The following is a 19439-nucleotide window of genomic DNA, read 5'->3' as shown; positions in this document are numbered from 1 at the left end:
CGACAGACCAGGCCAGGTGGGCATTTGCTCTGAGGTCTGCACATTTGCCGAGCCCGCGGCGCGGCAGGTGACAGTCGCCAATCCGCAGACCGTGTGCCCGCGCTGTCCTCATGGTCACGCCGCCTGCACTCGTGCTTGACTTCCAACATGGACGAGCGGGAACTGCTGGCGGCTGTGCATGCGCTCGCCCGCTCCGATATGGAGCTGGCGTGCGGCGAGGAGGGGCACGGGTCCGGGCACGTGTGCCTTGCCGAGGCGGAAGATGTCGGCTTTCCCGCTCTGCTGGACGAAATGAGCAGGCACTTCGGTGTGCCGAGGAATCTCGCCACGGACGGGTACGTCGATCCGACTCTCACCGAGCGCACGGGGCTGCCGGTGGTCGATCCGGTCCGCGAGCAGATCGTCGAGCTACGCGCGTGGTCCTACGGCAACGCGTGGGTCGCGTGCGGCATCGTGCGCGTGGGCGACGGCACGCGGTCCGTTGCGCTCGTCGCGGAGCGCCATGCGGTCGCGCCGGACGAGTTGACACCCGATGCGTCTTGGGTGGATCGCCTCGTTGGCATCACCGGATGGCAGGAAGAGCGCGTCCACGTCGTCGATTGGCCGGCAATCGAGGCTGAACTCGGCACGGCGTTGCCCGCGGACTACAAACAGCTCGTCGAGCGCTTCGGAGACGGCGCCTTCGACGGCTTCCTGGACCTTCTCCTCCCCGATGCACCACCCGGCGCTATAGACCTGGTCGAGGCCAACAAGGACTTTCCCAGCTGGGCCGAACCCCACGGCGCCTACACATGGGCTCCACGCGGCGTCCACGACGCTCCAGTGCGTCTGCTGTGGTGGGCGGGCTGCGAACAAGAGATCCGCTTCTGCTGGCTCCCCGAAGACCCCGATCCCGACCAGTGGCCGGTCCTCTTTGCTGAAGCCGGCGACTCCGACGCCGACTGGGAACGCTTCGACGGCTCAGCCGCAGAGTTCATCTACCGAATGCTCACCGACCTCCGGCACCCCCACTCGACCGCCCGCTATTTCGACACCCACTGGTTCCAGACCTACCAGCGCCCGGTCCGCCACTGAAGCGGGTCGCCAGCACCCACGACGGAACCGTCAACACCGTTGGATCGACCAGGTTGACCACCTGTTCGTCGAAGAGCCACTCCAGCGCCACAAGGCCCTGCCACGCCGGTGGTTCTTCTCGTTGTCGGTTAATAGGACGGCGACGATGCGAAGTTGCCCAGGATCCACTCAACCCGCGGCGCCGAGGTCACGTCTGCGGTCAATCGCTCCGGCCGCCTCGCTGGAGTCGGCCCAGGGTAAAGGCTTGGATCCCTTTCGGCTGTCCTTCTGGACACCCGGGCGCCGGGCGGCTGAGAGTGATCCACATGTCCAGCGAGCGCCTTGTGGCGGGTCTTGAACCCCCCTACTACACAGCCGTGTTCACCTCTATCCGGCCCGACAACCCCGAGGGTTATGCCGAGGCCCTCGACCGTATGAAGGAGATCGTCCAGGAGATCCCCGGCTTCCTCGGCTACGAGTCCGCGCGCACTCCCGGCGGCATCGGCATCACCGTCGCCTACTTCCGCGACGAGGCGTCCCTCGCCGTCTGGCGGCAGAACACCGAGCACCAGGCCGTACAGCGTCATGGACGCGAGCACTGGTACGACGCCTACAGCCTCCACGTCGGCAAGGTGGAGCGTAGCTACAGCTTCGATCGCCGATAGCGCTCCCGTCGGCATCGATCGACTCACGCGCCGCCCGGAGTTCCGGTGCTGGTCAGCGCGCCTCTCCCACCTCGCGAGCGCTGCGCCCGTCGCGGCCCGCCCCCCCATCCGGGTGACGCCGCCGTCGCCGCCGGGGCGGCGTCCGGAACGCCGGGATGCCCGTGCCTGACGTTGGACCTTCAGGGCCACGCGCGGGCGGGGTCCGTCCGGGCGGACTGGAGGAGATGGATGCGTACGCGAGCAGGCCGGGTGACGTGGCGTCGGTGGGTGCCGGTGGTCGTGGCGGGGGTGGTCGGGATGGGTGCGGCCGCGCCCGCCGTGGCCGGGGATGCGGCCGTGGTGGACTGCTCGGGCGATGCGGGGGCGCTGCAGCCCGCCATCGATGCCGCCGGGGCTGGGGCGACGCTGCTGGTCAAGGGGACCTGCACCGGGAACTTCGTCATCGGGAGGGATCTGAGCCTGGTCGGTGTCCAGGCCGCCGTCCTCGACGGCAACCAGGCCGGGTCCACCGTGACCGTGACCGGAGCCGTTCGCGTACGGCTGGACCGGCTCACCGTCGCCAACGGTCGCGCCGGCGACGGCGGTGGCATCCTCAACAGGGGCGGCGTGCTCGACGTGACCCGCTCCACGGTGGAGAACAACACCGGCGGCGCCGGCGGCGGCATCTACAACGGCGTCCGCGGCACGATGCGGCTGAGCGGGACCACGGTGCGGGACAACACCGCCCACTCCGGTGGCGGCTTCATCAACTTCGGTGCGGCGCGGCTCGCCGGCACCACCGTCCGTCACAACACCTCCACCATCGACGGCGGCGGCATCTACAACAACTTCGACAGCTCGGTGCGGCTGTCCGACTCCACCGTGAGCGGCAACTCCGCGGCGCGGTCCGGCGGCGGTATCTACAACATCTACGGCAGCACTGTGCGGCTGACCGACTCCACCGTGAACGGCAACACGGCGTACACCGACGGCGGCGGCATCTGGAACGACCTCGGCGGCTCGGTGCGGCTGACCCGCACCCCCGTCGAGGCCAACACCGCCGCCCACGACGGCGGCGGCGTCTTCAACAGCCTCGACAGCAGCGTGCGCCTGACCCGTTCCCCCGTACGCGGCAACCTCCCGGACAACTGCGGCGGGCCCGTCCCCGTACCCGCCTGCACCGGCTGAGCAGCCCCACCCGGCCGCGCCCCTCGTCGTCAGCCCCGACGCGCCGCCGCCAGTGCCTGCGCCCACCAGGTGAGTTCGTCCAGCATCACCTTCGCGTCCGCCGCCGCGTGGCCGGGGGCCTGCCAGGCGCCGTCGGCCGTGAAGTGCTCGTAGTAGCGGGGGAACGAGACGTACTCGCGGACCGTGTGGGCCTGGAGTTCGCCGAGGACCTGGCGGAGCTGTTCGATGGCCAGGACGCCGCCCGTGCCGCCGCTGTAGCCGACGAACGCCACGGGCTTGCGCTGCCACTGGGTGAAGTGCCAGTCGACGGCCTGCTTCAGGGAGGCGGGGAAGCTGCGGTTGTACTCGGGGGTGACCAGCACCACCGCGTCCGCCGCCGCCAGGCGGTCGGTGAGCGCCGCCATGCCGGCCGGGCGTTGCGGATCGGGCTCCATCGACGGGGGTACGGGCGGCAGTTCCAGCGGCAGGGGTACGTCGGCCAGGTCGATCACGTCCACCGTGAAGCGGCCGTGTTCCCCGGCCTGCCGGGTGAACCAGTCCGTCACCACGGGCCCGAAGCGCCCCTCCCGGACGCTGCCGGTGATCACTGCCAGGTTGAGGTGTGTCTGCGTCGTCATGCCCCCCAGCCTGGGGTCCGCGCGGCCGGACAGGGAGACCGGGCCGAGGCTGGTAGTGGCAGGGCCACGATCCGGTGCGGCCGGCCCTGTTACGTTCGGAGGCGTGAGCGACGACAACGAACTCGGCCTCTTCCTGCGCAGCCGCCGCGAAGCCGTCACCCCCGCCGAGGTGGGTCTGCCGGCCGGGTCGCGGCGCCGCACGCCGGGGCTGCGGCGGTCGGAACTCGCCACGCTCGCCGGCGTCAGCGCGGAGTACGTGACCCGCCTCGAACAGGGCCGGGACCGGCGGCCGTCGCCGCAGGTGCTGGACGCCCTCGCGACGGCCATGCGGCTGGGGGCAGTCGAGCGGGTCCATCTGCACCGGTTGGTGAAGTCCCGGAGCGGCGGGATGTGCACGGCGTACGCGCCGGAGCGCGTCGTGCGGCCCATGGTGCGGGAGCTGTTGGCGCGGCTGGAGCCGGCGCCGGCCGCCGTACTCAACGGCCTGGGTGAGCTGCTGGCGTGGACGCGGGGGTACGAGCGGCTGGCACGGCCCCTCGGCCTGCTGGACGGCGATCCGCCGTGCGTGGCGCGGTTCGTGCTGGCGGACGAGCGGGCGCGGGCGGTCTTCCCCGACTGGGACCGCGTCGCCGACGAGGAGGTCGCCGCGCTGAAGCAGTGGGCGATGCGGGCGACGTCCTACGGCGCAGAGCTGGCGGACGAGCTGACGGTGACGGCCGGTGCGGAGTTCACCGGCCGGATGGAGCGGGTGCCCGGGCCGGCCGCGGCGAGCGGGGTGGTCCGGCTCGTCCATCCGGAGGCCGGTGAACTGCGGCTGGCGTACGAGACGTTGGAGCTGCCCGGGGACGAGGGGCAGCGGATGGTCGTCCAGCTTCCGGCGGATCCGGGGACGGAGGCCGCGCTGCGGCGGATCGGCGCGGGACACTCCGCCGGGCTGCGGGTGGTGACCGGCCAGGCGTCATAACACGGGCACCAACACCCACGCCCACGCCGCCCCCAGCCGTCCCTCCAGCACGAAGGCCCCCGCTCACGCGGGGGCCCGTGCCGTTCCGGAGGGTGCTCAGAGCTTGACCGCCACCCTCTCCTCCGCGTCGGCCGAATCGCCCGAGCCGGCCGAAGCCCCCGCCACAACCCGCCCGTCCGCCTTCCGCAGCCCCGGGATCAGCAGCGCCGCCCCCGCGCCGACCGCGACCGCCGCCGCTCCGGCCCACAGTGCGGGACGCAGGCCGTCGGTGAACGCCTGGGCGGACTCGTAGCCGCCGCGGGACGCGAAGACCGCCGCCAGGACCGCCACACCGAGGGCGCCGCCGACCTCGCGGAGCGCGTTGTTGGCGCCGGAGGCGATGCCCTGCTCCGCGGGGCGTACGGACGACATGACCACGTTGGCCGCGGGGGCGAAGTACATCGCCATGCCGATGCCGCTGATCACGAAGGCCGGCAGGTAGGAGGCGTACGAGAAGTCCGCCGAGAGCCGCACCGCGATCCAGCCGAGGCCGAGGGCCTGCAGCGCGAGGCCGGTGGCGACGACGGGGCGGCCGCCGATGCGGTCGGAGAGGATACCGGCGATGGGCGCGACGATCAGCGACATGCCGGTCCAGGGCAGCATCCGTACGCCGGCCTCGGTCGGGGAGTACTGGCCGACGCCCTGCAGGAACTGGCTGAGCAGGAAGATCGAGCCGAACATCCCGACGAACATCAGCAGGCTGGCGGCGTTGATGGCGCTGAAGCTGCGGCTGCGGAAGAGGCGCATCGGCAGCATGGGGTGCTCGGCGCGCAGCTCCCACAGGACGAACCCGATCAGCAGGGACGCACCGGCGAACAGGCCGAGCAGGACGCCGGGGGAGGTCCAGCCGTCGGCGTTGCCGCGGATCAGGCCGTACACGATGCCGAACAGGCCGCCGCTGGCCAGGAGGGTGCCGGGGATGTCGAGGCGGTTGTTGGCGCCGTGGCTCTCGTCGAGCTTGCGCAGCACGAGGGGGATCAGGGCGATGCCCAGCGGCACGTTCAGCCAGAAGATCCACTGCCAGGAGATGTACTCGGTGAGCGCGCCGCCGACGAGCGGTCCGGCGGCGACGGCGATGCCCTGGACGGCGCCCCAGACGCCGAGTGCCGCGCCGCGTTTGGCGGCGGGGACGGCGGCGGTGAGCAGGGTGAGGCTGAGCGGCATGAGGAGGGCGGCGCCGACGCCCTGTACGGCGCGGGCGGCGACGAGGCCGTCGATGCCGGAGGCCAGGGCGGCCGCGGCGGAGGCGGCGGTGAAGATGCCGATGCCGGCCGCGAACATCCGGCGGCGGCCGAAGCGGTCACCGAGGGCGGCGCCGAACATCAGCAGGACGGCGAAGGTGAGGGTGTAGGCGCTGACCGTCCACTCCAGGTCCTCCAGTCCGCCGCCGAGGTTCTCGCGGATGGCGGGGAGGGCGGTGGTGACGACCAGGTTGTCGAGCGCGCCCATGAAGCTGGCGACGCTGGTGACGATCAGTGCCCAGGCGGCGGTGCCGCGGCGGGGTGCGGTGTCGGTCGGGGACTGTGTCCCGGTCGGGGTGTTCATGACTCCTCCGTCAGGTAGTTATTACTCAATAACTTCGCTGGGCAGAAGAATGCCCAGGTGGTGCGGGTGGAGCGGTGAAACGAAGTGTGGGGGGAAGCCAAGTACAGGAAGGGCGCCGCCTCAGCGGCTCGGGTCGGGGATGGCCTCGCGGCTCTCCGGCCAGAAGCCGGCCCAGACCCGGTGGTCGCCGGGGAAGCCGAGGGCCACGAGGACGTTGATCAGCATCCCGAAGGAGAAGTGCTCGGCAGTGCGGATGTGGTCGCCGCCGAAGACCAGCAGCATCGAGTCGTACATCTGCGCCCAGGCGGCACGGATCGGCTTGCCGAACTCGTGGTCCCCTGCGGACTCGGCTTTCGCCACCGCGACGTAGATCTGCATCTGCATCAGCAGCATGTCCCGGTCGGCGACGAGCTTCTGGTACGCAACGGCGATCGCGAGGCCCGCCTCCTCCTGCTGGTCGGGGCCGTAGGGCTCGACCGCCTCGTCGAGCACCTGCTGGGTGTCGTGGAGGCAGCGCAGCGCCGCCTCCATGAAGATCGCCTGCTTGTTGGGGAAGAGGCGGAAGAGGTACGGCTGCGAGACGCCCACCCGCTTCGCGATGGCCTCGGTCGACGTGCCGTCGTAGCCGGCGCGGCCGAACTCGGTGATCGCGGCGCGGATGACGCTCTCGCGTCGCTCCTCTGCGCTCATCCTCGTCATGGGTACTAAGTTAGTGTCCAATCACTAACTAAGTCAAGCGGGATCGCCCAAGATTCTTTTCCGCCTCCTGTCACACTCCCCCGCCGCCGCGGGTCGACGTACCGAACGCGCACCCCGCACCGCCGCGAACCGCGCATCCGACAAGGAGACCCGAGATGTCCACCGCCCACGTCATCGTCACCGTGTTCGCCGCCCTCTTCGTAGCATTCTCGGCCGTCTCGGTCTTCGCGCGCGCCGCCTGGGTCGTGCAGCCCATGAAGGACTACGGCGTCCCCATGGCCTGGCTGCCCTACCTGGGCGCGGCGAAGGCCGCCGGGTCGCTGGGTCTGCTGGCCGGGCTGTTCGTGCCGGCCGTGGGCACCGCGGCGGGGATCGCCCTCGTGCTGTACTTCACCGGCGCGGTGATCACCGTGATCCGCGCCCGGTGGTACTCGCACATCCCCTTCCCCCTGCTGTACCTGGCCCCGGTGGCCGGGAGCCTGGTGCTGGCGATGTGACGAACACCCCAAGACGAACGGGGCGGCCCGCACGGCCGCCCCGTCCACGTACACCCGCCAAGGGCGGCTACGCCAGCCGCACCGTGGCCCGCGCCATACCCAGGACCTTCTGGCCGTCCGAGACCGCCGTCAGGTCCACGCGCACCGTCCGCGCCTCGTCGTCCTTGGCCGCGATCTTGCCGGAGACCTCGATCACAGCGCCCCTGTCGTCGTTCGCCACGACGACCGGCTTGGTGAAGCGCACGCCGTAGTCGACGACCGCGCCCGGGTCGCCCGCCCAGTCCGTCACCACGCGGGCGGCGGAGGCCATGGTGAACATGCCGTGCGCGATGACGTCGGGGAGCCCGACCTCCTTGGCGAACTTCTCGTTCCAGTGGATCGGGTTGAAGTCCCCCGAGGCCCCCGCGTACTGCACCAGCGTGGCGCGTGTCACGGCGAAGCTCTGCGCGGGCAGCTCGTCGCCGACGGCGACCGAGTCGTACGAGACCGTCATGCCGGTCACTCCCCGTCCCCGGCGGCCCGCGCCACCAGCTTGATCGTGTCGGTGACCACCAGCTCGCCCGTCTCGTCGTGCACCTCGCCGCGGATGTCCAGGATGTCGTTCCCGGCGAGCGACTTGATCGACGCGATGGACGAGGTGACGGTGAGCCGGTCCCCGGCGCGTACGGGGCGGCGGTAGGCGAACTTCTGGTCGCCGTGCACCACGCGGCTGAAGTCCAGGCCCAGCTGCGGGTCCGTGACGACCTGGGCGGCGGCCTTGTACGTGAGGGCGAACACGAACGTCGGCGGCGCGATCACGTCCGGGTGGCCCAGCGCCTTGGCCGCCTCGACGTCGGTGTACACGGGGTTCGCGTCGCCGATCGCCTCGGCGAACTCGCGGATCTTCTCCCGGCCGACCTCGTACGGATCGGTGGGGGGATAGGTCCGCCCCACGAAGGTCTGGTCGAGCGCCATCGGCCCTCCTGCTGCTGCTGGGTACGCCGTGGTCCGACGCGGCACATCACCGCACGCGTCCGGCGTCGCTGTACGTGTCCAGTCTGACGGACACCCGGGCGCCGTGCCGTGGTGGATACGACAAGAGGCCGGTCCCCGGATTGTGGGGGCCGGCCTCTCGACGTCAGACCTGGGAAGGTCCGCCTTATCGAGTCTCGCGGTGCGCGGTGTGGGAGTTGCAGCGCGGGCAGAACTTCTTCATCTCCATGCGGTCCGGGTTGTTACGCCGGTTCTTCTTGGTGATGTAGTTCCGCTCCTTGCACTCCACGCAGGCCAGCGTGATCTTCGGGCGGACGTCGGTGGCAGCCACGTGAGTGCTCCTTGACGGCGGATCGGGATGAACGCAGAAAGAGTAGCCGATCGGAGGACTGAGCCTACAATCGGCTACCGTGAGTGAGTAGCGGTGACCGGACTTGAACCGGTGACACAGCGATTATGAGCCGCTTGCTCTACCGACTGAGCTACACCGCTTTGATGCTTCGGCGCCTCCAGGATAGCGAAGCGCGTTGTGCACCAGAGCCCCAAAACGGAATCGAACCGTTGACCTTCTCCTTACCATGGAGACGCTCTGCCGACTGAGCTATTGGGGCGAGCGATGAAGACATTACACGGTGAGCGGCCGAAGGTGAAATCCGTATCTGTCCCCCGTCCCCGACCTGGGTGACGCGCGCGGGGGCGCAGGGGCGCGTGAGGCGCGCGCGACGGCGCGGCTTCGGGCAGCGGGCCTCCTCCGCCCCTAGGCTCGTCGGGCACACTGCGTGACGATCACCACATCCTCCCGGGAGGACGATGGCCGAGGACCGGGCCGGCCGGCCCCAGCAACCGTCCACCGACGCTCCGGGCGTCCTGATCCTCTCCGGCGGACGGCTCGCCGACGGCCGGATCGTGGACGTCCGGCTCGGGGGCGGGCGGATCCAGGCGGTGGGTACGGCGGGCAGTCTCGTACCGGCGCAGGCGGAGCAGTCGCGCGGCAGCCTGGTCGACCTCACCGGCTATCTGCTGCTGCCGGCCCCCGCCGAGCCCCACGCCCATGGCGAGTCGGCGTTCACGGCCGACCCGGAGGAGCCCGTGGCGTGCACCGCGCAGAACGTCCAGCGCCGCACCACCGAGGCCGCCCTGCTGCAGCTGGGGCACGGCGCGACCGCGCTGCGCACCCATGTGCGGATCGGCGACGTACAGGGGCTGGCCGCCCTGCAGGGGGCGCTGCGGGCCCGGCAGTCGCTGCGCGGGCTGGTGGACGTGACCGTCGTCGCCCTGCCCCGGCTGCTGACCGGTACCGCCGGCGCGGACGGGCTGGCGATGCTGCGCGACGCGGTGAAGATGGGCGCCGGCGTGGTGGGCGGCTGCCCGGACCTGGACCCCGACCCCTCGGGGCATACGGAGGCGGTGCTGCACCTCGCCGCCGAGCACGGGCTGCCGGTCGACCTGCACACGGACGCCGGCGACCCGGCACGCCTGGCCCGGCTCGCCTCGGCCGCGGCGGGGCTGGCGACGGGGGCGGTGATCGGCCCCGGCACGGGACTGGCCGGGCTGCCGCAGCCGGTGGCCGCGCGGGCGGCCGAGCAACTGGCCGCGGCCGGGGTGGGCGTGGTGTGCCTGCCGCAGGGGGACTGCGCGGCGGTGGCGGCGACCCGCACGCGCAGCGGGCGCGGCTTCACCCCGCAGATGGCCCCCGTACGGCTGCTGCGGGCGGCCGGGGTGCGGGTGGCGGCGGGCAGCGGTGCGCTGCGGGACGCGGCGAACCCCGTCGGGCGGGGGGATCCGCTGGAGGCCGCGTATCTGCTGGCGTCGCTGGGGCAGGCCGCGCCGGAGCAGGCGTACGACGTGGTGAGCGGGCAGGCGCGGGCGGCGCTGGGGCTGGCGGAGGTGCGGATCGAGGCCGGTTTCCCGGCGGAGTTGCTGGCGGTGCGCGGGGAGCGGATCGCGGCGGCGCTCTCACTGGCGTACAGCCGCATCGTGGTGCACCGGGGGCGCGTGGTGGCGCGTACCAGCGCGGTGCGGGAGTACTGCGACTCCGCGGGCGCCGCGGAGCTCGAACTGCCGCGCCAGGGGCCGCGCGGGGAGGTGCCGGGGGGCGAATGAGGCGCCCCCCGGCGGTGGTTGTCCCTGCCGGGTACCAGGACGTCAGTAGTCCAGGCCCGCGCCCTTGCTCCCCATCATGGCCTGGGCGATCTGCTCGATGTCCAGCTCGGCGGCGCCCGACGGCGCCTCCACCGCGTCGGCCTCGCCGAACTCGGCCTTCAGCCCGAGGTCGTCGTCCTTCTCGGCGGTGAGCACGCCGAGGTTCACGGACGCCGAGTCGAGGGCGCCGTCCTTCAGGAAGAAGTCGACCGCCACCCGCTTGTTCGGGATGTCCTTGAGGTCCTTGGCCGTCGGCTTCGGGAACTCGCCCGGCATCCCCAGGTCCTTGGCGTACGGGGAGACGGCGTCGAACAGCACGTCCACGAGGCTGCGGGCGTTGGCCGTGGCGGTCACCTGGTCGAGGCCGTCGACCTCGCCCTTGTTCTTGAGCGTGACCTCGCCGGCGAACGCCTTCTTCAGGTCCTTGAACAGCTTCTTGCCGGTCTCCGGCGACAGGCTGGGCGTGCCCAGGCCCGGCACGGCGCCGGCGGCGGCGCCCTGCTTCTCCATCTCCTTGGAGAACTTCTCCAGCTTCGCCAGGTCGAGCTTGATCCAGTCGCCTTCGAAGAAGTCGCCCAGCGCGCCCGCCTCCGGCGGGATCTCCGCCGCCGAGGGCATCTTCTCGCCGGTCAGGTCGGCGAACTGCTGCAGATCGGCGCGGGCGTAGAGGGCGTCCTTGCCGATGATGCGGAGCTCGAGCAGTTCACCGTCGGGGCCGGAGAGGGCGATGCGCTGGCCGGTGACGTCCTTCTCCCCGGTCTTGCCGATGGCCTTCTTGGAGGTGACGTCGTAGCTGATCTCCATACCGGAGACGAACCGCGCGGTCTTGGCGTCCAGCGGGTCCTTGTCGTCCTTGCTGAGCGCGATCAGCTCGGCCGGGGTGGCGTCGAGTCCGAGGGTCAGGTGCAGCGACGTCTGCTCGCCCACCTTGTCGAAGGCGCGGGTCAGCTTCTGGCCGGCGGACAGGTTCTCCATGGTGCCGCAGGCGGTGGCGCCGACGGCTATCGCGGAGACGCACAGGGCGGCGGTCAGGGTGGTGCGAGCGGTACGGATGACGGGCTCCTTCAGCGTGTTCGACGACCGTTCGTTTTCAGCGGTCGTGAGGGAGACATCCGGGGAGGCCGGATGGTTGCACGGGCCGATGGGGTGGGTGGGGTTTGTTCGGTTCTGTGGGGTTGATGGGGTTGGTGGGGTCGGTGGGGATGTACGGGCTGGTGGGGCTGGCCGTGCAGAGCCGGACGTCCCGGTGTGACGTACCGTCGGGACCATGCGCATCGTCATCGCTGGAGGACACGGACAGATCGCGCTGCGGCTGGAGCGACTGCTCGCCGCGCGCGGTGACCAGGTCGCGGGGATCATCCGCAAACCCGGGCAGGCCGGCGCGCTGCTGGCGGCGGGGGCGGAGCCGGTGGTCTGCGATCTGGAGACGGCCTCGGTCGAGGACGTCGTCCCGCATCTGCGGTCCGCCGACGCCGCGGTGTTCGCCGCCGGGGCCGGGCCGGGCAGCGGGGAGGCCCGCAAGGACACCGTGGACCGGGCGGCCGCCGTGCTGTTCGCGGACGCCGCCGAGGCGGCGGGGGTACGGCGCTTCGTCGTCGTATCGGCGATGGGCACGGACCGCGATCCGCCGCCGGGCACGGATCCGGTGTTCGCGGCGTACCTGCGGGCGAAGACCGCCGCGGACGACGCGGTGCGGGCCCACGAGTCGCTCGACTGGACCATCCTGCGCCCCGGCCGGCTGACGGACGGCCCGGGCACGGGCCTGGTGAACCTGGCGGAGCACACCGGACGCGGCGCGGTGACGCGCGACGACGTCGCCGCGGTGCTTCTGGCGCTCCTGGACGCGCCGGGCACCGCTGGGCGGACGCTGGAGCTGGTCGAGGGCGGGGTCCCGGTCACCGAAGCGGTGGCGCGGGCGGCCTGATCCGTTCCGCCGCCCGTTCCGCGACCTGTTCCAGCACCGGACGCCAGTCCGCGAGGCTGCCCGCGTCCAGGCCGACGACCTTGCCCGCGTCGTCGGCCAGCCGCAGGGCGACGGCGGCGGCGGCCAGTTCGTCCTCCTCGAACGCGTCGGCCTCGTCGGCCGTCATGGCCCCTCCCTGCAGCCGCAGCGTCAGCCCGCTCTGCGCGGACAGGGCACGCTCGGGGCGTACGGCGGCCAGATAGCGCTTCGCCGGGACGTGGAGCTCCACCAGCCGCGCCACCCGCTCCCCCAGCAGCGGCCGTACGGCGTCGGCGGCGGTACGGGCGTGGCCCGCGTCGTCCGCCGGGCGCAGCAGATGGCCGAGGTCGTGCACCAGGCCCGCGATCTGCAGCTCCGGGTCCCCCGGGTGGTCACGGCGCAGCAGCGCGGCGGTCTGGAGTCCGTGGTCGTGCAGGTCGACGGGGTCGCCGCTGCGGTCGGGGGCGTCCCAGGCGCCGCGGCAGCGCTCGAGCAGCGCCATCAGGTCGTCGACGGTCTCCGGGGGCATGCGGGCGCCTCTCCTTGTGCGGGGTTGCCGCCGTCAGGAGAGCAGGGGCGGATGAACGGGGGGCTACGTGCTGGTCACGGGAGTCCCGTACGGCGTACTGGTCACGGGAGTTCCGCGAGCACCCGTTCCAGGCCGGGGAACACCATGGACGCCCAGCCGCCGCCCATGACGCCGTGCGCGCGGCGCTGCAGCGGGTCGTCCGGGTCGAAGCCCGCGTGGACCAGGAACAGCCGGGTGCCGCGGCCCTCCGGCTCCAGGGTCCAGGTGATCGTCCAGTCGGCGGAGTTGCCGGGGGCCGCGTCCTGCCAGCGGACGCTGAGCATGCGCTCCTGCTCGTACGCCAGGACCTCCGCCCGGACCGTGCCGGAGAAGCCCGTGCCGGGGCGTGGGAGGGAGGTCAGGGTGTAGCGGTGGCCGACCTCGAGGCGGAAGTCGCCGGGCATCAGCCAGCGGGCGATGAGGTCGGGCTCGGTCAGCGCCCGCCACACCTTGCGCGGCGGGTGCGGCAGGAACCGGTCGAGGTGGATCGTGGTGGGATCCGGGTCGGCGAAGGCACCGGACTTCTCGAAGTCGTCGCGGGAGGCGCTGTCGGCGGAGTCGTTCACGAGGGCTCATCGTCCGGCATCTCGTCCAGCAGATCGCCGAGCCCGGCCAGCTTCTCCCGCCAGAACCGCTCGTACGGGCCGAGCCAGTCGGCCACCTCGGTCAGCGGTCCCGCCTCGAGCCGGTACATCCGCTGCCGGCCTGCCCGCCGCTCGCTGACCAGCCCGGCGTCCCGGAGCACCTTCAGGTGCTCCGAGAAGCTGGGCCGCCGCATGTCGAAGTGGTCCGCCAGCAGCTGTACGGGCTGCGGCCCGCCCTCGCGCAGCAGCCGCAGCACCTCGCGGCGCACGGGACTGGCCAGCGCGGCGAAGACACGGTCCGCCGTGGCGGGGGCGGGGGCAGCCGGCATCAGGGGTCAGGGCTCCTTGGTCGGGACTCTTCGGTCGGAACCCCTCGGTCAGGACTCCTCGGTCAGCACGAACGCGTTGCCGTCGGGGTCCTTCAGCGTCGCCTGCCGGCCCCAGGGCTGCTCGACGGGGCCCTCGACCTCCACCCCGGCCGCGCGCAGCTCGGCGCAGTCGGCGTCCAGGCTACTGGTCACCAGCATCGTGCCGCGGACGGTGCCGGGGGTGAAGCCCATGGACTCGGAGGCGAGGACGAAGTAGGTCCGCTCGCCCTTCGGCGCGACGCCGAGCCAGCGCACCGGGCCCATCTGGTGGTCGGCGACGACCTCGAAGCCGAGGGTCCCGGCGTAGAACTGCTTGGCCCGGTCCTGGTCGGAGACGGGGACGGTGACGAATCGCGTGTGGGTGATGTTCATGCCCCCGACTATACGTAGGAAATTTCCTACGTGTCACGTCGATCTTCGACGCACGCCGCCACCGGAGGGGGAGTACGGTCGTGCACATGGCGTCCTCTCCCGGCCTGAGGCTGAACGAGCCGGCCGGACGGTGGCTGCTCGCGGCCGTCGTCATCGGCTCCGGAATCACGTTCCTCGACTCCACCGTCGTCAACGTCGCACTGCCCGCGATCGGCGAGGATCTGGACGCCTCGCTGGCCGGCCTGCAGTGGACGGTGAACAGCTACACCCTGACGCTCGCCGCCCTGATCCTGCTCGGCGGCGCGCTCGGCGACCGCTACGGACGGCGGAAGGTCTTCGTCATCGGCGTGGTCTGGTTCGCGCTCGCCTCGCTGCTGTGCGGGCTCGCCCCCGACATCGGCACCCTGATCGCCGCCCGCGCCCTGCAGGGGATCGGCGGCGCGCTGCTGACGCCCGGTTCGCTGGCGCTGATCCAGGCGTCGTACGTCCAGGAGGACCGCGCGCGGGCCATCGGCGTCTGGTCGGGGCTCGGCGGGATCGCGGGGGCGCTGGGGCCGCTGCTGGGCGGCTGGCTGGTGGAGTCGGCGAGCTGGCGCTGGGTGTTCTTCATCAACGTCCCCCTCGCCGCCGCCGTCGTCCTGATCGCCGCCCGCCATGTACCCGAGAGCCGGGACGAGTCGGCGACCGGGCGCTTCGACTGGGCGGGCGCGGCGCTCGGTGCGGTGGGGCTGGCGGGGGTGACGTACGCGCTGATCGCGGCGGCGGAGAGCGGGACGTCGCCGGCGGTCACCGTGGTGAGCGTCGCGGTGGGTGTCGCGGGCTTCGCGGGGTTCGTCTGGCTGGAGCGGCACAGCGCGCATCCGATGCTGCCGCTGTCGCTGTTCTCCGTACGGCAGTTCACCGCCGCGAACCTGGTGACCTTCGCGGTGTACGCGGCGCTGGGCGGGGTGTTCTTCTTCCTGGTGCTGGAGCTGCAGGTCGAGGCCGGGTTCAGCCCGCTGGCCGCCGGGGCGGCGCTGCTGCCCGTCACCGTGGTGATGCTGCTGCTGTCGGAGCGTTCGGGGAAGCTGGCGCAGCGCATCGGGCCGCGGATCCCGATGACCGTCGGCCCGGCGGTGTCGGCGGCCGGTCTGCTGCTGATGCTGCGGATCGGCGAGGGGGCGTCGTACGCCGCCGATGTGCTGCCCGCGGTGGTGGTGTTCGGGCTCGGGCTCGCGATCACCGTGGCCCCGCTGACCGCCACCGTGCTGGGGGCGGTGGAGACCCGGTACGCGGGGGTGGCGTCCGGGGTGAACAACGCCGTGGCGCGGGCCGCCGGACTGCTCGCGGTGGCGGCGCTGCCGCTCGCGGTGGGGCTGTCGGGCGACGACTACCGGGATCCGTCGGCCTTCGGGGACGGCTGGCGGGCGGCGGTGGTGATCTGCGCGGGGCTGCTGGCACTGGGAGCCGTGCTGGCGTGGCTGACGATCAGGTCGGACGTGCTGGAGGAGCCTGCGGCGGCCGCTCAGCCTGTCGAGCCTCCCTGCCGGCACCACTGCGCGGTGGGGTCGCCGCCGCTGCAGGACTTCTGCGAGCAGACGGAGATTTCGGTGCGGATCGAGAAGCGTCCTTGAGCTTCGGCGTCGTCCGGGAAGCGTCCCTGAGCAGTCGCTGACCGGCCGCCAGGCACAGGCACAGGGCGGCCGTGCCCGCCCAGAGCGGGGTGACGCCCGCGTGCTGGAGCAGTTGGGTGCCGGTGACCGGGGCGGCGACGGTCGCGATGCCCCAGCTGATGCCGTACACCGCCAGATAGCGGCCCGTTCCGCCGGGCGGGGCGAGGTCCGCCACGAGGGCGAACGCGCGGCCCATGACGAGCAGTTCGCCGAGGCCCCAGAGGGCGGCCGCCGCCAGCAGGGCGGGCAGCGAGGAGAAGGCCGCGAAGCCGGCGAGGGCGGCGGCCAGGATCACGTAACCGGCGGCGAGTGCCCTGTGCACGGGGAGCCGCGCGATCCGCCTTACGCGCAGAAGGGGCTGCGTCGCGATCAGGGCGACGGCGGAGGCGGTGAACAGCAGGCCGGAGTCCGCCGGTTCGTGACCGCGCGCCCGCAGGGCGAGGGGCAGAAGGGTCAGGACCTGCATGTAGACGAGGGCGAAGCCGGTGCCGAAGGCGAGGAGGAGCAGCAGCCGGCGGTCGCGCCAGGGACGGACGTCCTTTGTGTCCCCTTCGCCGGCGCGTGCGCGCGTCCGGTCCGCGGGCAGGACGGCGTACAGCACGGCCGCGCACAGGGCGCAGGTCGCGGCGTCGGCGACGAACAGCCAGCGCAGGTCCCACCGTCCGAGCCCGGCCGCCAGCAGCCCGGCGCCGATGCCGCCTGCCGCGAGGGCGGCGTTCAGCAGGCTGTACGCGCGCACCCGCAGCTCGGGTCCGACGGCCTCGGCGATCAGCGCCTGGCTGGGCGGTTCGTACAGCTCGAAGACCAGGCCGAGGGCGACCGCGGCCACGACCGCCCCGGTCAGGGTGCCGGCCGTGGCGAGCCCGAGCTGGGCCGCCGCGCAGCCGCCGAGGCCCAGCACGATGGTGCGGCGCGGGCCGAGACGGTCGGCGAGGCGTCCGCCCAGCAGGCGGGAGGGGATGGTCGCGAGGCCGAAGGCGGCGGAGACGAGGCCGGCGGTCGTCGGGCCGGCGCCGAAGTCGTCGCTGATCAGGACGGTGAGGAAGGACAGCGAGAAGGCGCCGAGCCGGTTGACGGTGCGGGCGGCGACGAGCAGCCAGACGAGGCGTGGCATGGGTTCCCCCGTTCGCGTCACTGGTGAATGAGGTATTGTCAGTGACGATTGACGGCCACGTTAGACGGAAGCGGGGTAACTGGTCAAGTGATGTTCGACAGTCACGTCACGGTGCTGCTGGACGCGTCGGTCGCGCTCGTCAACGGCCTGACCCCGGGGTTCGCCCGCGGCAGGCCGTACGAGACGCCCGCCGACCTCCCGGCGGCGATCGCGGCCGCGCTGCCGCGCACGGACGCGGCGGCGGTGGCCGGCGAGGAGGCGGCGTACCTGGCCGGCACGGCGGGCCGGCTGCGCGCGGTCTTCGAGGCGGCGGCCGCCTCGGACCTCGACGCGGCGGCGGCAGCGGTGAACGCCCTCCTGGGGTCCACGGGCGCCCGCCCCCAGCTCGACCGCTCCCCCGGCGAGCCCTGGCAGCTGCACTTCCACGGCCGCGACGACAGCCTCGCGGTGGGCTGGAGCGCGGGCTGCGCGACGGGCCTGGCGCTGGCCCTGGGCAGCGACCTGGCCGGCCGCCTCGGCGTGTGCGGCGCCCCGTCGTGCGACCGCGTGTACGTCGACACGTCCCGCAACGCGGGCCGCCAGTTCTGCTCCACGTCCTGCCAGAACCGCGTGAAGGCGGCGGCGTTCCGGGCGCGGCGGTCCTCGGCGCCGCAGTAGCGGCTCAACCCCCGCCGCCGCAGCGCGGTCGCGGACGCGACGGAGCAGATCGAGTGGGAGCACCGCCACCTGCGCCGGGCGGACGTGATCCTCTTCTGGTTCCCGGCGTCGCCGGGGCCGCAGCCGATCGCCCTGTACGAACTGGGAGTCCACGTCACCCGCGGAGCACGGCTGGCGGTGGGCGCGGATCCGGCCTATCCGCGGCGGCTGGACGTGGTGGAGCAGTTGCGGCTGGCGCGACCGGAGGTGGGGGTCCACGGGTCGCTGGAGGCGGTGGTGGCGGAGGCCGCGGGGCTGGTCAGGACGATTGCGGGCGCGCCGCACCGGCCCCGCTGAACCTCACCGCGTGGCGAACGGCCGGTCCGTCGGGACGATTTCGCGGCCCAGGGGGAGGAGGGAGATCGGGATCATCTTGAAGTTGGCGATGCCCAGCGGGATGCCGATGATCGTGATGCACAGGGCGATGCCCGTCATGATGTGGCCGAGGGCGAGCCACCAGCCGGCCAGGATCAGCCACAGGACGTTGCCGATGACCGAGGGGGCGCCCGCGTCGTGGCGTTCCACCGTGGTGCGGCCGAAGGGCCACAGGGCGTAGCCCGCGATGCGGAAGCTGGCGATGCCGAAGGGGATGCCAATGATCGTGATGCAGAGGATCACGCCCGCCAGGACGTAACCGAGGGCCATCCACAGACCGCACAGGACGAGCCAGATCAGGTTCAGCAGCGTCTTCATGATCCCAGGGTCCCAGGATCCGGCGTCCGGGGCGAGGGCCCGGGGTATGGGACGACCCTGATTCGGCCCTGAGGGGCGACCCTGGGAGTCCTCAGCGCTGCCCGCCCGCCATCGACTCCAGGCGGCGGATGCGCTCGTTCATCGGCGGGTGCGTCGAGAAGAGGTTCGCGCCGCCGCGGGCCTTCGGGCCGAAGGGGCTGGCGATCATCATGTGGCTGGCCGTCTCGATCCGGGGCTCCGGGGGCAGCGGCAGCTGCGCCGTGCCGGACTCCAGCTTGCGCAGCGCGCTGGCCAGCGCCAGCGGGTCGCCGGTGAGCTGGGCGCCGGTCTCGTCCGCCGCGTACTCGCGGGAGCGGCTGATCGCCAGCTTGATGATCGACGCCGCGATCGGGCCGAGGATGATGATCAGCAGCATGCCGATCGGGCCCGGGCCGTCGTTGTCCCGGCCGCCGCCGCTGGGGATCAGCCAGGCGAAGTTGGCCAGGAACATCACCACGGACGCCAGCGCGCCCGCCACGGAGGAGATCAGGATGTCCCGGTTGTAGACGTGCATCAGCTCGTGCCCGAGCACCCCGCGCAGCTCCCGCTCGTTGAGGATCCGCAGGATGCCCTCCGTACAGCAGACGGCCGCGTTGCGCGGATCGCGTCCGGTGGCGAAGGCGTTGGGGGCGGCCGTCGGGGAGATGTAGAGCCGGGGCATGGGCTGGCGGGCCTGGTTGGAGAGCTCCCGCACGATCCGGTAGAGGGCGGGCGCCTCGATCTCGCTCACCGGCCGCGCCCGCATGGCCCGCAGGGCCAGCTTGTCGCTGTTCCAGTAGGCGTACGCGTTGGTGGCGAGCGCGATGAAGAACGCGACGATCAGGCCCGTACGGCCGAAGGCGCTGCCGATCAGGAGGATCAGCGCGGACATCCCGCCCAGCAGTGCGGCCGTCTTCAGCCCGTTGTTCGACCGGTGCACCGTGCGCCCTCCAAAACGTGCGTCAGGGAGTCGAGCCCTGTCCAGTCCGTCCGCCGGTCCGCCAGGTCAGGCGGCTGACGTGGTGAGGCCGTGCCCCACCACCAGTGGACCCTCCCTCTTTGGGCAACGCGA

22 protein-coding genes, 2 tRNA genes and 2 pseudogenes are annotated in these 19439 nt (G+C 72.2%); 10 read left to right on the top strand and 16 right to left on the bottom strand.

Going from position 1 to position 19439, the window contains the following annotated elements; genetic code table 11:
* The first annotated feature begins 147 nt into the window (after nucleotides 1-147).
* The 3 genes from AB0M28_RS08165 (at nucleotide 148) to AB0M28_RS08155 (ending at nucleotide 2885) form a co-directional block, all read left to right on the top strand.
* On the top strand, nucleotides 148-1074 hold the full coding sequence (locus AB0M28_RS08165; protein ID WP_365399626.1) for an SMI1/KNR4 family protein: 927 nt from the start codon (nucleotides 148-150) through the stop codon (nucleotides 1072-1074).
* A gap of 356 nt (nucleotides 1075-1430) precedes the next feature.
* On the top strand, nucleotides 1431-1718 hold the full coding sequence (locus AB0M28_RS08160) for an antibiotic biosynthesis monooxygenase (protein ID WP_365399623.1): 288 nt from the start codon (nucleotides 1431-1433) through the stop codon (nucleotides 1716-1718).
* A 228-nt stretch (nucleotides 1719-1946) separates the two neighbouring features.
* Nucleotides 1947-2885, top strand: coding sequence for a hypothetical protein (locus AB0M28_RS08155; protein ID WP_365399620.1), 939 nt, complete (start codon nucleotides 1947-1949; stop codon nucleotides 2883-2885).
* A gap of 29 nt (nucleotides 2886-2914) precedes the next feature.
* On the opposite strand, the gene AB0M28_RS08150 is transcribed toward AB0M28_RS08155, so the two are convergent.
* On the bottom strand, nucleotides 2915-3502 hold the full coding sequence (locus tag AB0M28_RS08150; RefSeq protein WP_365399617.1) for an NAD(P)H-dependent oxidoreductase: 588 nt from the start codon (nucleotides 3500-3502) through the stop codon (nucleotides 2915-2917).
* A 103-nt stretch (nucleotides 3503-3605) separates the two neighbouring features.
* Here AB0M28_RS08150 and AB0M28_RS08145 point away from each other — a divergent pair, with 103 nt between their 5' ends.
* The gene (locus AB0M28_RS08145) at nucleotides 3606-4466 is read left to right on the top strand and encodes a helix-turn-helix transcriptional regulator (protein ID WP_365399614.1); all 861 of its coding nucleotides are present in this window, start codon (nucleotides 3606-3608) and stop codon (nucleotides 4464-4466) included.
* A 96-nt stretch (nucleotides 4467-4562) separates the two neighbouring features.
* Here AB0M28_RS08145 and AB0M28_RS08140 read toward each other — a convergent pair whose 3' ends face one another.
* A complete protein-coding gene (locus AB0M28_RS08140; RefSeq protein WP_365399611.1) occupies nucleotides 4563-6050 on the bottom strand; it encodes a DHA2 family efflux MFS transporter permease subunit in 1488 nt (495 codons plus the stop codon).
* A 120-nt stretch (nucleotides 6051-6170) separates the two neighbouring features.
* On the bottom strand, nucleotides 6171-6740 hold the full coding sequence (locus AB0M28_RS08135; protein WP_365399697.1) for a TetR/AcrR family transcriptional regulator: 570 nt from the start codon (nucleotides 6738-6740) through the stop codon (nucleotides 6171-6173).
* 164 nt (nucleotides 6741-6904) lie between these two features.
* On the opposite strand from AB0M28_RS08135, the gene AB0M28_RS08130 reads away from it, so the two are divergent.
* Entirely contained in the window at nucleotides 6905-7246 is a 342-nt protein-coding gene (locus tag AB0M28_RS08130) for a DoxX family protein (RefSeq protein WP_365399608.1), read from the top strand.
* Nucleotides 7247-7313: 67 nt separating this feature from the next.
* Here AB0M28_RS08130 and AB0M28_RS08125 read toward each other — a convergent pair whose 3' ends face one another.
* The 5 genes from AB0M28_RS08125 to AB0M28_RS08105 form a co-directional block, all read right to left on the bottom strand.
* Nucleotides 7314-7739 (bottom strand): MaoC family dehydratase, encoded by a 426-nt coding sequence (locus AB0M28_RS08125; RefSeq protein WP_365399605.1) that lies wholly within the window; start codon nucleotides 7737-7739, stop codon nucleotides 7314-7316.
* 5 nt (nucleotides 7740-7744) lie between these two features.
* Complete coding sequence (locus AB0M28_RS08120) at nucleotides 7745-8200, bottom strand: MaoC family dehydratase N-terminal domain-containing protein (protein ID WP_365399602.1); 456 nt, start codon at nucleotides 8198-8200, stop codon at nucleotides 7745-7747.
* A gap of 184 nt (nucleotides 8201-8384) precedes the next feature.
* Nucleotides 8385-8549, bottom strand: coding sequence for a 50S ribosomal protein L33 (rpmG, locus tag AB0M28_RS08115; RefSeq protein ID WP_365399599.1), 165 nt, complete (start codon nucleotides 8547-8549; stop codon nucleotides 8385-8387).
* A gap of 88 nt (nucleotides 8550-8637) precedes the next feature.
* Nucleotides 8638-8710: transfer RNA gene (locus tag AB0M28_RS08110), tRNA-Met, on the bottom strand.
* A gap of 46 nt (nucleotides 8711-8756) precedes the next feature.
* Nucleotides 8757-8829, bottom strand: a tRNA-Thr gene (locus tag AB0M28_RS08105).
* A 199-nt stretch (nucleotides 8830-9028) separates the two neighbouring features.
* Here AB0M28_RS08105 and AB0M28_RS08100 point away from each other — a divergent pair.
* Nucleotides 9029-10321, top strand: a complete 1293-nt coding sequence (locus tag AB0M28_RS08100) for a hydrolase (RefSeq protein ID WP_365399596.1) — start codon at nucleotides 9029-9031, stop codon at nucleotides 10319-10321.
* A 42-nt stretch (nucleotides 10322-10363) separates the two neighbouring features.
* Here AB0M28_RS08100 and AB0M28_RS08095 read toward each other — a convergent pair whose 3' ends face one another.
* Nucleotides 10364-11335, bottom strand: a complete 972-nt coding sequence (locus AB0M28_RS08095; RefSeq protein ID WP_365399593.1) for a hypothetical protein — start codon at nucleotides 11333-11335, stop codon at nucleotides 10364-10366.
* Nucleotides 11336-11627: 292 nt separating this feature from the next.
* Between AB0M28_RS08095 and AB0M28_RS08090 the strand changes: the two genes are divergently transcribed.
* Nucleotides 11628-12284 (top strand): NAD(P)H-binding protein, encoded by a 657-nt coding sequence (locus AB0M28_RS08090; RefSeq protein WP_365399590.1) that lies wholly within the window; start codon nucleotides 11628-11630, stop codon nucleotides 12282-12284.
* On the opposite strand, the gene AB0M28_RS08085 is transcribed toward AB0M28_RS08090, so the two are convergent.
* The 4 genes from AB0M28_RS08085 to AB0M28_RS08070 all read right to left on the bottom strand — a co-directional run bounded on the left by AB0M28_RS08085 (nucleotide 12256) and on the right by AB0M28_RS08070 (nucleotide 14194).
* Nucleotides 12256-12831 (bottom strand): inositol oxygenase family protein, encoded by a 576-nt coding sequence (locus AB0M28_RS08085; protein WP_365399587.1) that lies wholly within the window; start codon nucleotides 12829-12831, stop codon nucleotides 12256-12258. The two genes, AB0M28_RS08090 and AB0M28_RS08085, sit on opposite strands and share 29 nt — an antisense overlap.
* A gap of 101 nt (nucleotides 12832-12932) precedes the next feature.
* Complete coding sequence (locus AB0M28_RS08080; RefSeq protein ID WP_365399694.1) at nucleotides 12933-13358, bottom strand: SRPBCC domain-containing protein; 426 nt, start codon at nucleotides 13356-13358, stop codon at nucleotides 12933-12935.
* 74 nt (nucleotides 13359-13432) lie between these two features.
* Complete coding sequence (locus AB0M28_RS08075) at nucleotides 13433-13783, bottom strand: metalloregulator ArsR/SmtB family transcription factor (protein ID WP_365399584.1); 351 nt, start codon at nucleotides 13781-13783, stop codon at nucleotides 13433-13435.
* A gap of 48 nt (nucleotides 13784-13831) precedes the next feature.
* Complete coding sequence (locus tag AB0M28_RS08070; RefSeq protein WP_365399581.1) at nucleotides 13832-14194, bottom strand: VOC family protein; 363 nt, start codon at nucleotides 14192-14194, stop codon at nucleotides 13832-13834.
* A gap of 86 nt (nucleotides 14195-14280) precedes the next feature.
* Between AB0M28_RS08070 and AB0M28_RS08065 the strand changes: the two genes are divergently transcribed.
* Nucleotides 14281-15807: an MFS transporter gene (locus tag AB0M28_RS08065; protein ID WP_365399579.1), complete on the top strand. Its 1527-nt coding sequence runs from the start codon at nucleotides 14281-14283 to the stop codon at nucleotides 15805-15807.
* A 22-nt stretch (nucleotides 15808-15829) separates the two neighbouring features.
* Here the strand turns inward: AB0M28_RS08065 and AB0M28_RS08060 are convergent.
* A pseudogene (locus AB0M28_RS08060) lies at nucleotides 15830-16960 on the bottom strand (MFS transporter); the annotation flags it as partial.
* A gap of 90 nt (nucleotides 16961-17050) precedes the next feature.
* Between AB0M28_RS08060 and AB0M28_RS08055 the strand changes: the two are divergent.
* Both AB0M28_RS08055 and AB0M28_RS08050 read left to right on the top strand, forming a co-directional pair.
* Nucleotides 17051-17617: a CGNR zinc finger domain-containing protein gene (locus AB0M28_RS08055; RefSeq protein ID WP_365399576.1), complete on the top strand. Its 567-nt coding sequence runs from the start codon at nucleotides 17051-17053 to the stop codon at nucleotides 17615-17617.
* A 21-nt stretch (nucleotides 17618-17638) separates the two neighbouring features.
* Nucleotides 17639-17953, top strand: a pseudogene (locus AB0M28_RS08050) (nucleoside 2-deoxyribosyltransferase domain-containing protein); the annotation flags it as partial.
* Between the two features lie 3 nt (nucleotides 17954-17956).
* On the opposite strand, the gene AB0M28_RS08045 reads toward AB0M28_RS08050, so the two are convergent.
* Complete coding sequence (locus AB0M28_RS08045) at nucleotides 17957-18349, bottom strand: YccF domain-containing protein (RefSeq protein WP_365399574.1); 393 nt, start codon at nucleotides 18347-18349, stop codon at nucleotides 17957-17959.
* Nucleotides 18350-18440: 91 nt separating this feature from the next.
* Nucleotides 18441-19307: a zinc metalloprotease HtpX gene (gene htpX / locus AB0M28_RS08040; protein ID WP_365399571.1), complete on the bottom strand. Its 867-nt coding sequence runs from the start codon at nucleotides 19305-19307 to the stop codon at nucleotides 18441-18443.
* Nucleotides 19308-19439 lie beyond the last annotated feature (132 nt).

This window comes from Streptomyces sp. NPDC051940 (genome assembly GCF_040680895.1).
In the GTDB taxonomy this organism is placed as follows: domain Bacteria; phylum Actinomycetota; class Actinomycetes; order Streptomycetales; family Streptomycetaceae; genus Streptomyces.
This window is presented reverse-complemented; position numbering and strand designations above follow the sequence as displayed.

Bases quoted from the DNA above. Each gene is read 5' to 3' on its own strand.
- AB0M28_RS08140 (WP_365399611.1), bottom strand. From the start codon at position 6,050: ATGAACACCCCGACCGGGACACAGTCCCCGACCGACACCGCACCCCGC.
- AB0M28_RS08135 (WP_365399697.1), bottom strand. From the start codon at position 6,740: ATGAGCGCAGAGGAGCGACGCGAGAGCGTCATCCGCGCCGCGATCACC.
- AB0M28_RS08120 (WP_365399602.1), bottom strand. From the start codon at position 8,200: ATGGCGCTCGACCAGACCTTCGTGGGGCGGACCTATCCCCCCACCGAT.
- AB0M28_RS08095 (WP_365399593.1), bottom strand. From the start codon at position 11,335: ATGGAGAACCTGTCCGCCGGCCAGAAGCTGACCCGCGCCTTCGACAAG.
- AB0M28_RS08165 (WP_365399626.1), top strand. From the start codon at position 148: ATGGACGAGCGGGAACTGCTGGCGGCTGTGCATGCGCTCGCCCGCTCC.
- AB0M28_RS08155 (WP_365399620.1), top strand. From the start codon at position 1,947: ATGCGTACGCGAGCAGGCCGGGTGACGTGGCGTCGGTGGGTGCCGGTG.
- AB0M28_RS08150 (WP_365399617.1), bottom strand. From the start codon at position 3,502: ATGACGACGCAGACACACCTCAACCTGGCAGTGATCACCGGCAGCGTC.
- AB0M28_RS08130 (WP_365399608.1), top strand. From the start codon at position 6,905: ATGTCCACCGCCCACGTCATCGTCACCGTGTTCGCCGCCCTCTTCGTA.
- AB0M28_RS08075 (WP_365399584.1), bottom strand. From the start codon at position 13,783: ATGCCGGCTGCCCCCGCCCCCGCCACGGCGGACCGTGTCTTCGCCGCG.
- AB0M28_RS08125 (WP_365399605.1), bottom strand. From the start codon at position 7,739: ATGACGGTCTCGTACGACTCGGTCGCCGTCGGCGACGAGCTGCCCGCG.
- AB0M28_RS08100 (WP_365399596.1), top strand. From the start codon at position 9,029: ATGGCCGAGGACCGGGCCGGCCGGCCCCAGCAACCGTCCACCGACGCT.
- AB0M28_RS08055 (WP_365399576.1), top strand. From the start codon at position 17,051: ATGTTCGACAGTCACGTCACGGTGCTGCTGGACGCGTCGGTCGCGCTC.
- AB0M28_RS08085 (WP_365399587.1), bottom strand. From the start codon at position 12,831: ATGCCCCCGGAGACCGTCGACGACCTGATGGCGCTGCTCGAGCGCTGC.
- AB0M28_RS08045 (WP_365399574.1), bottom strand. From the start codon at position 18,349: ATGAAGACGCTGCTGAACCTGATCTGGCTCGTCCTGTGCGGTCTGTGG.
- AB0M28_RS08090 (WP_365399590.1), top strand. From the start codon at position 11,628: ATGCGCATCGTCATCGCTGGAGGACACGGACAGATCGCGCTGCGGCTG.
- AB0M28_RS08070 (WP_365399581.1), bottom strand. From the start codon at position 14,194: ATGAACATCACCCACACGCGATTCGTCACCGTCCCCGTCTCCGACCAG.
- AB0M28_RS08065 (WP_365399579.1), top strand. From the start codon at position 14,281: ATGGCGTCCTCTCCCGGCCTGAGGCTGAACGAGCCGGCCGGACGGTGG.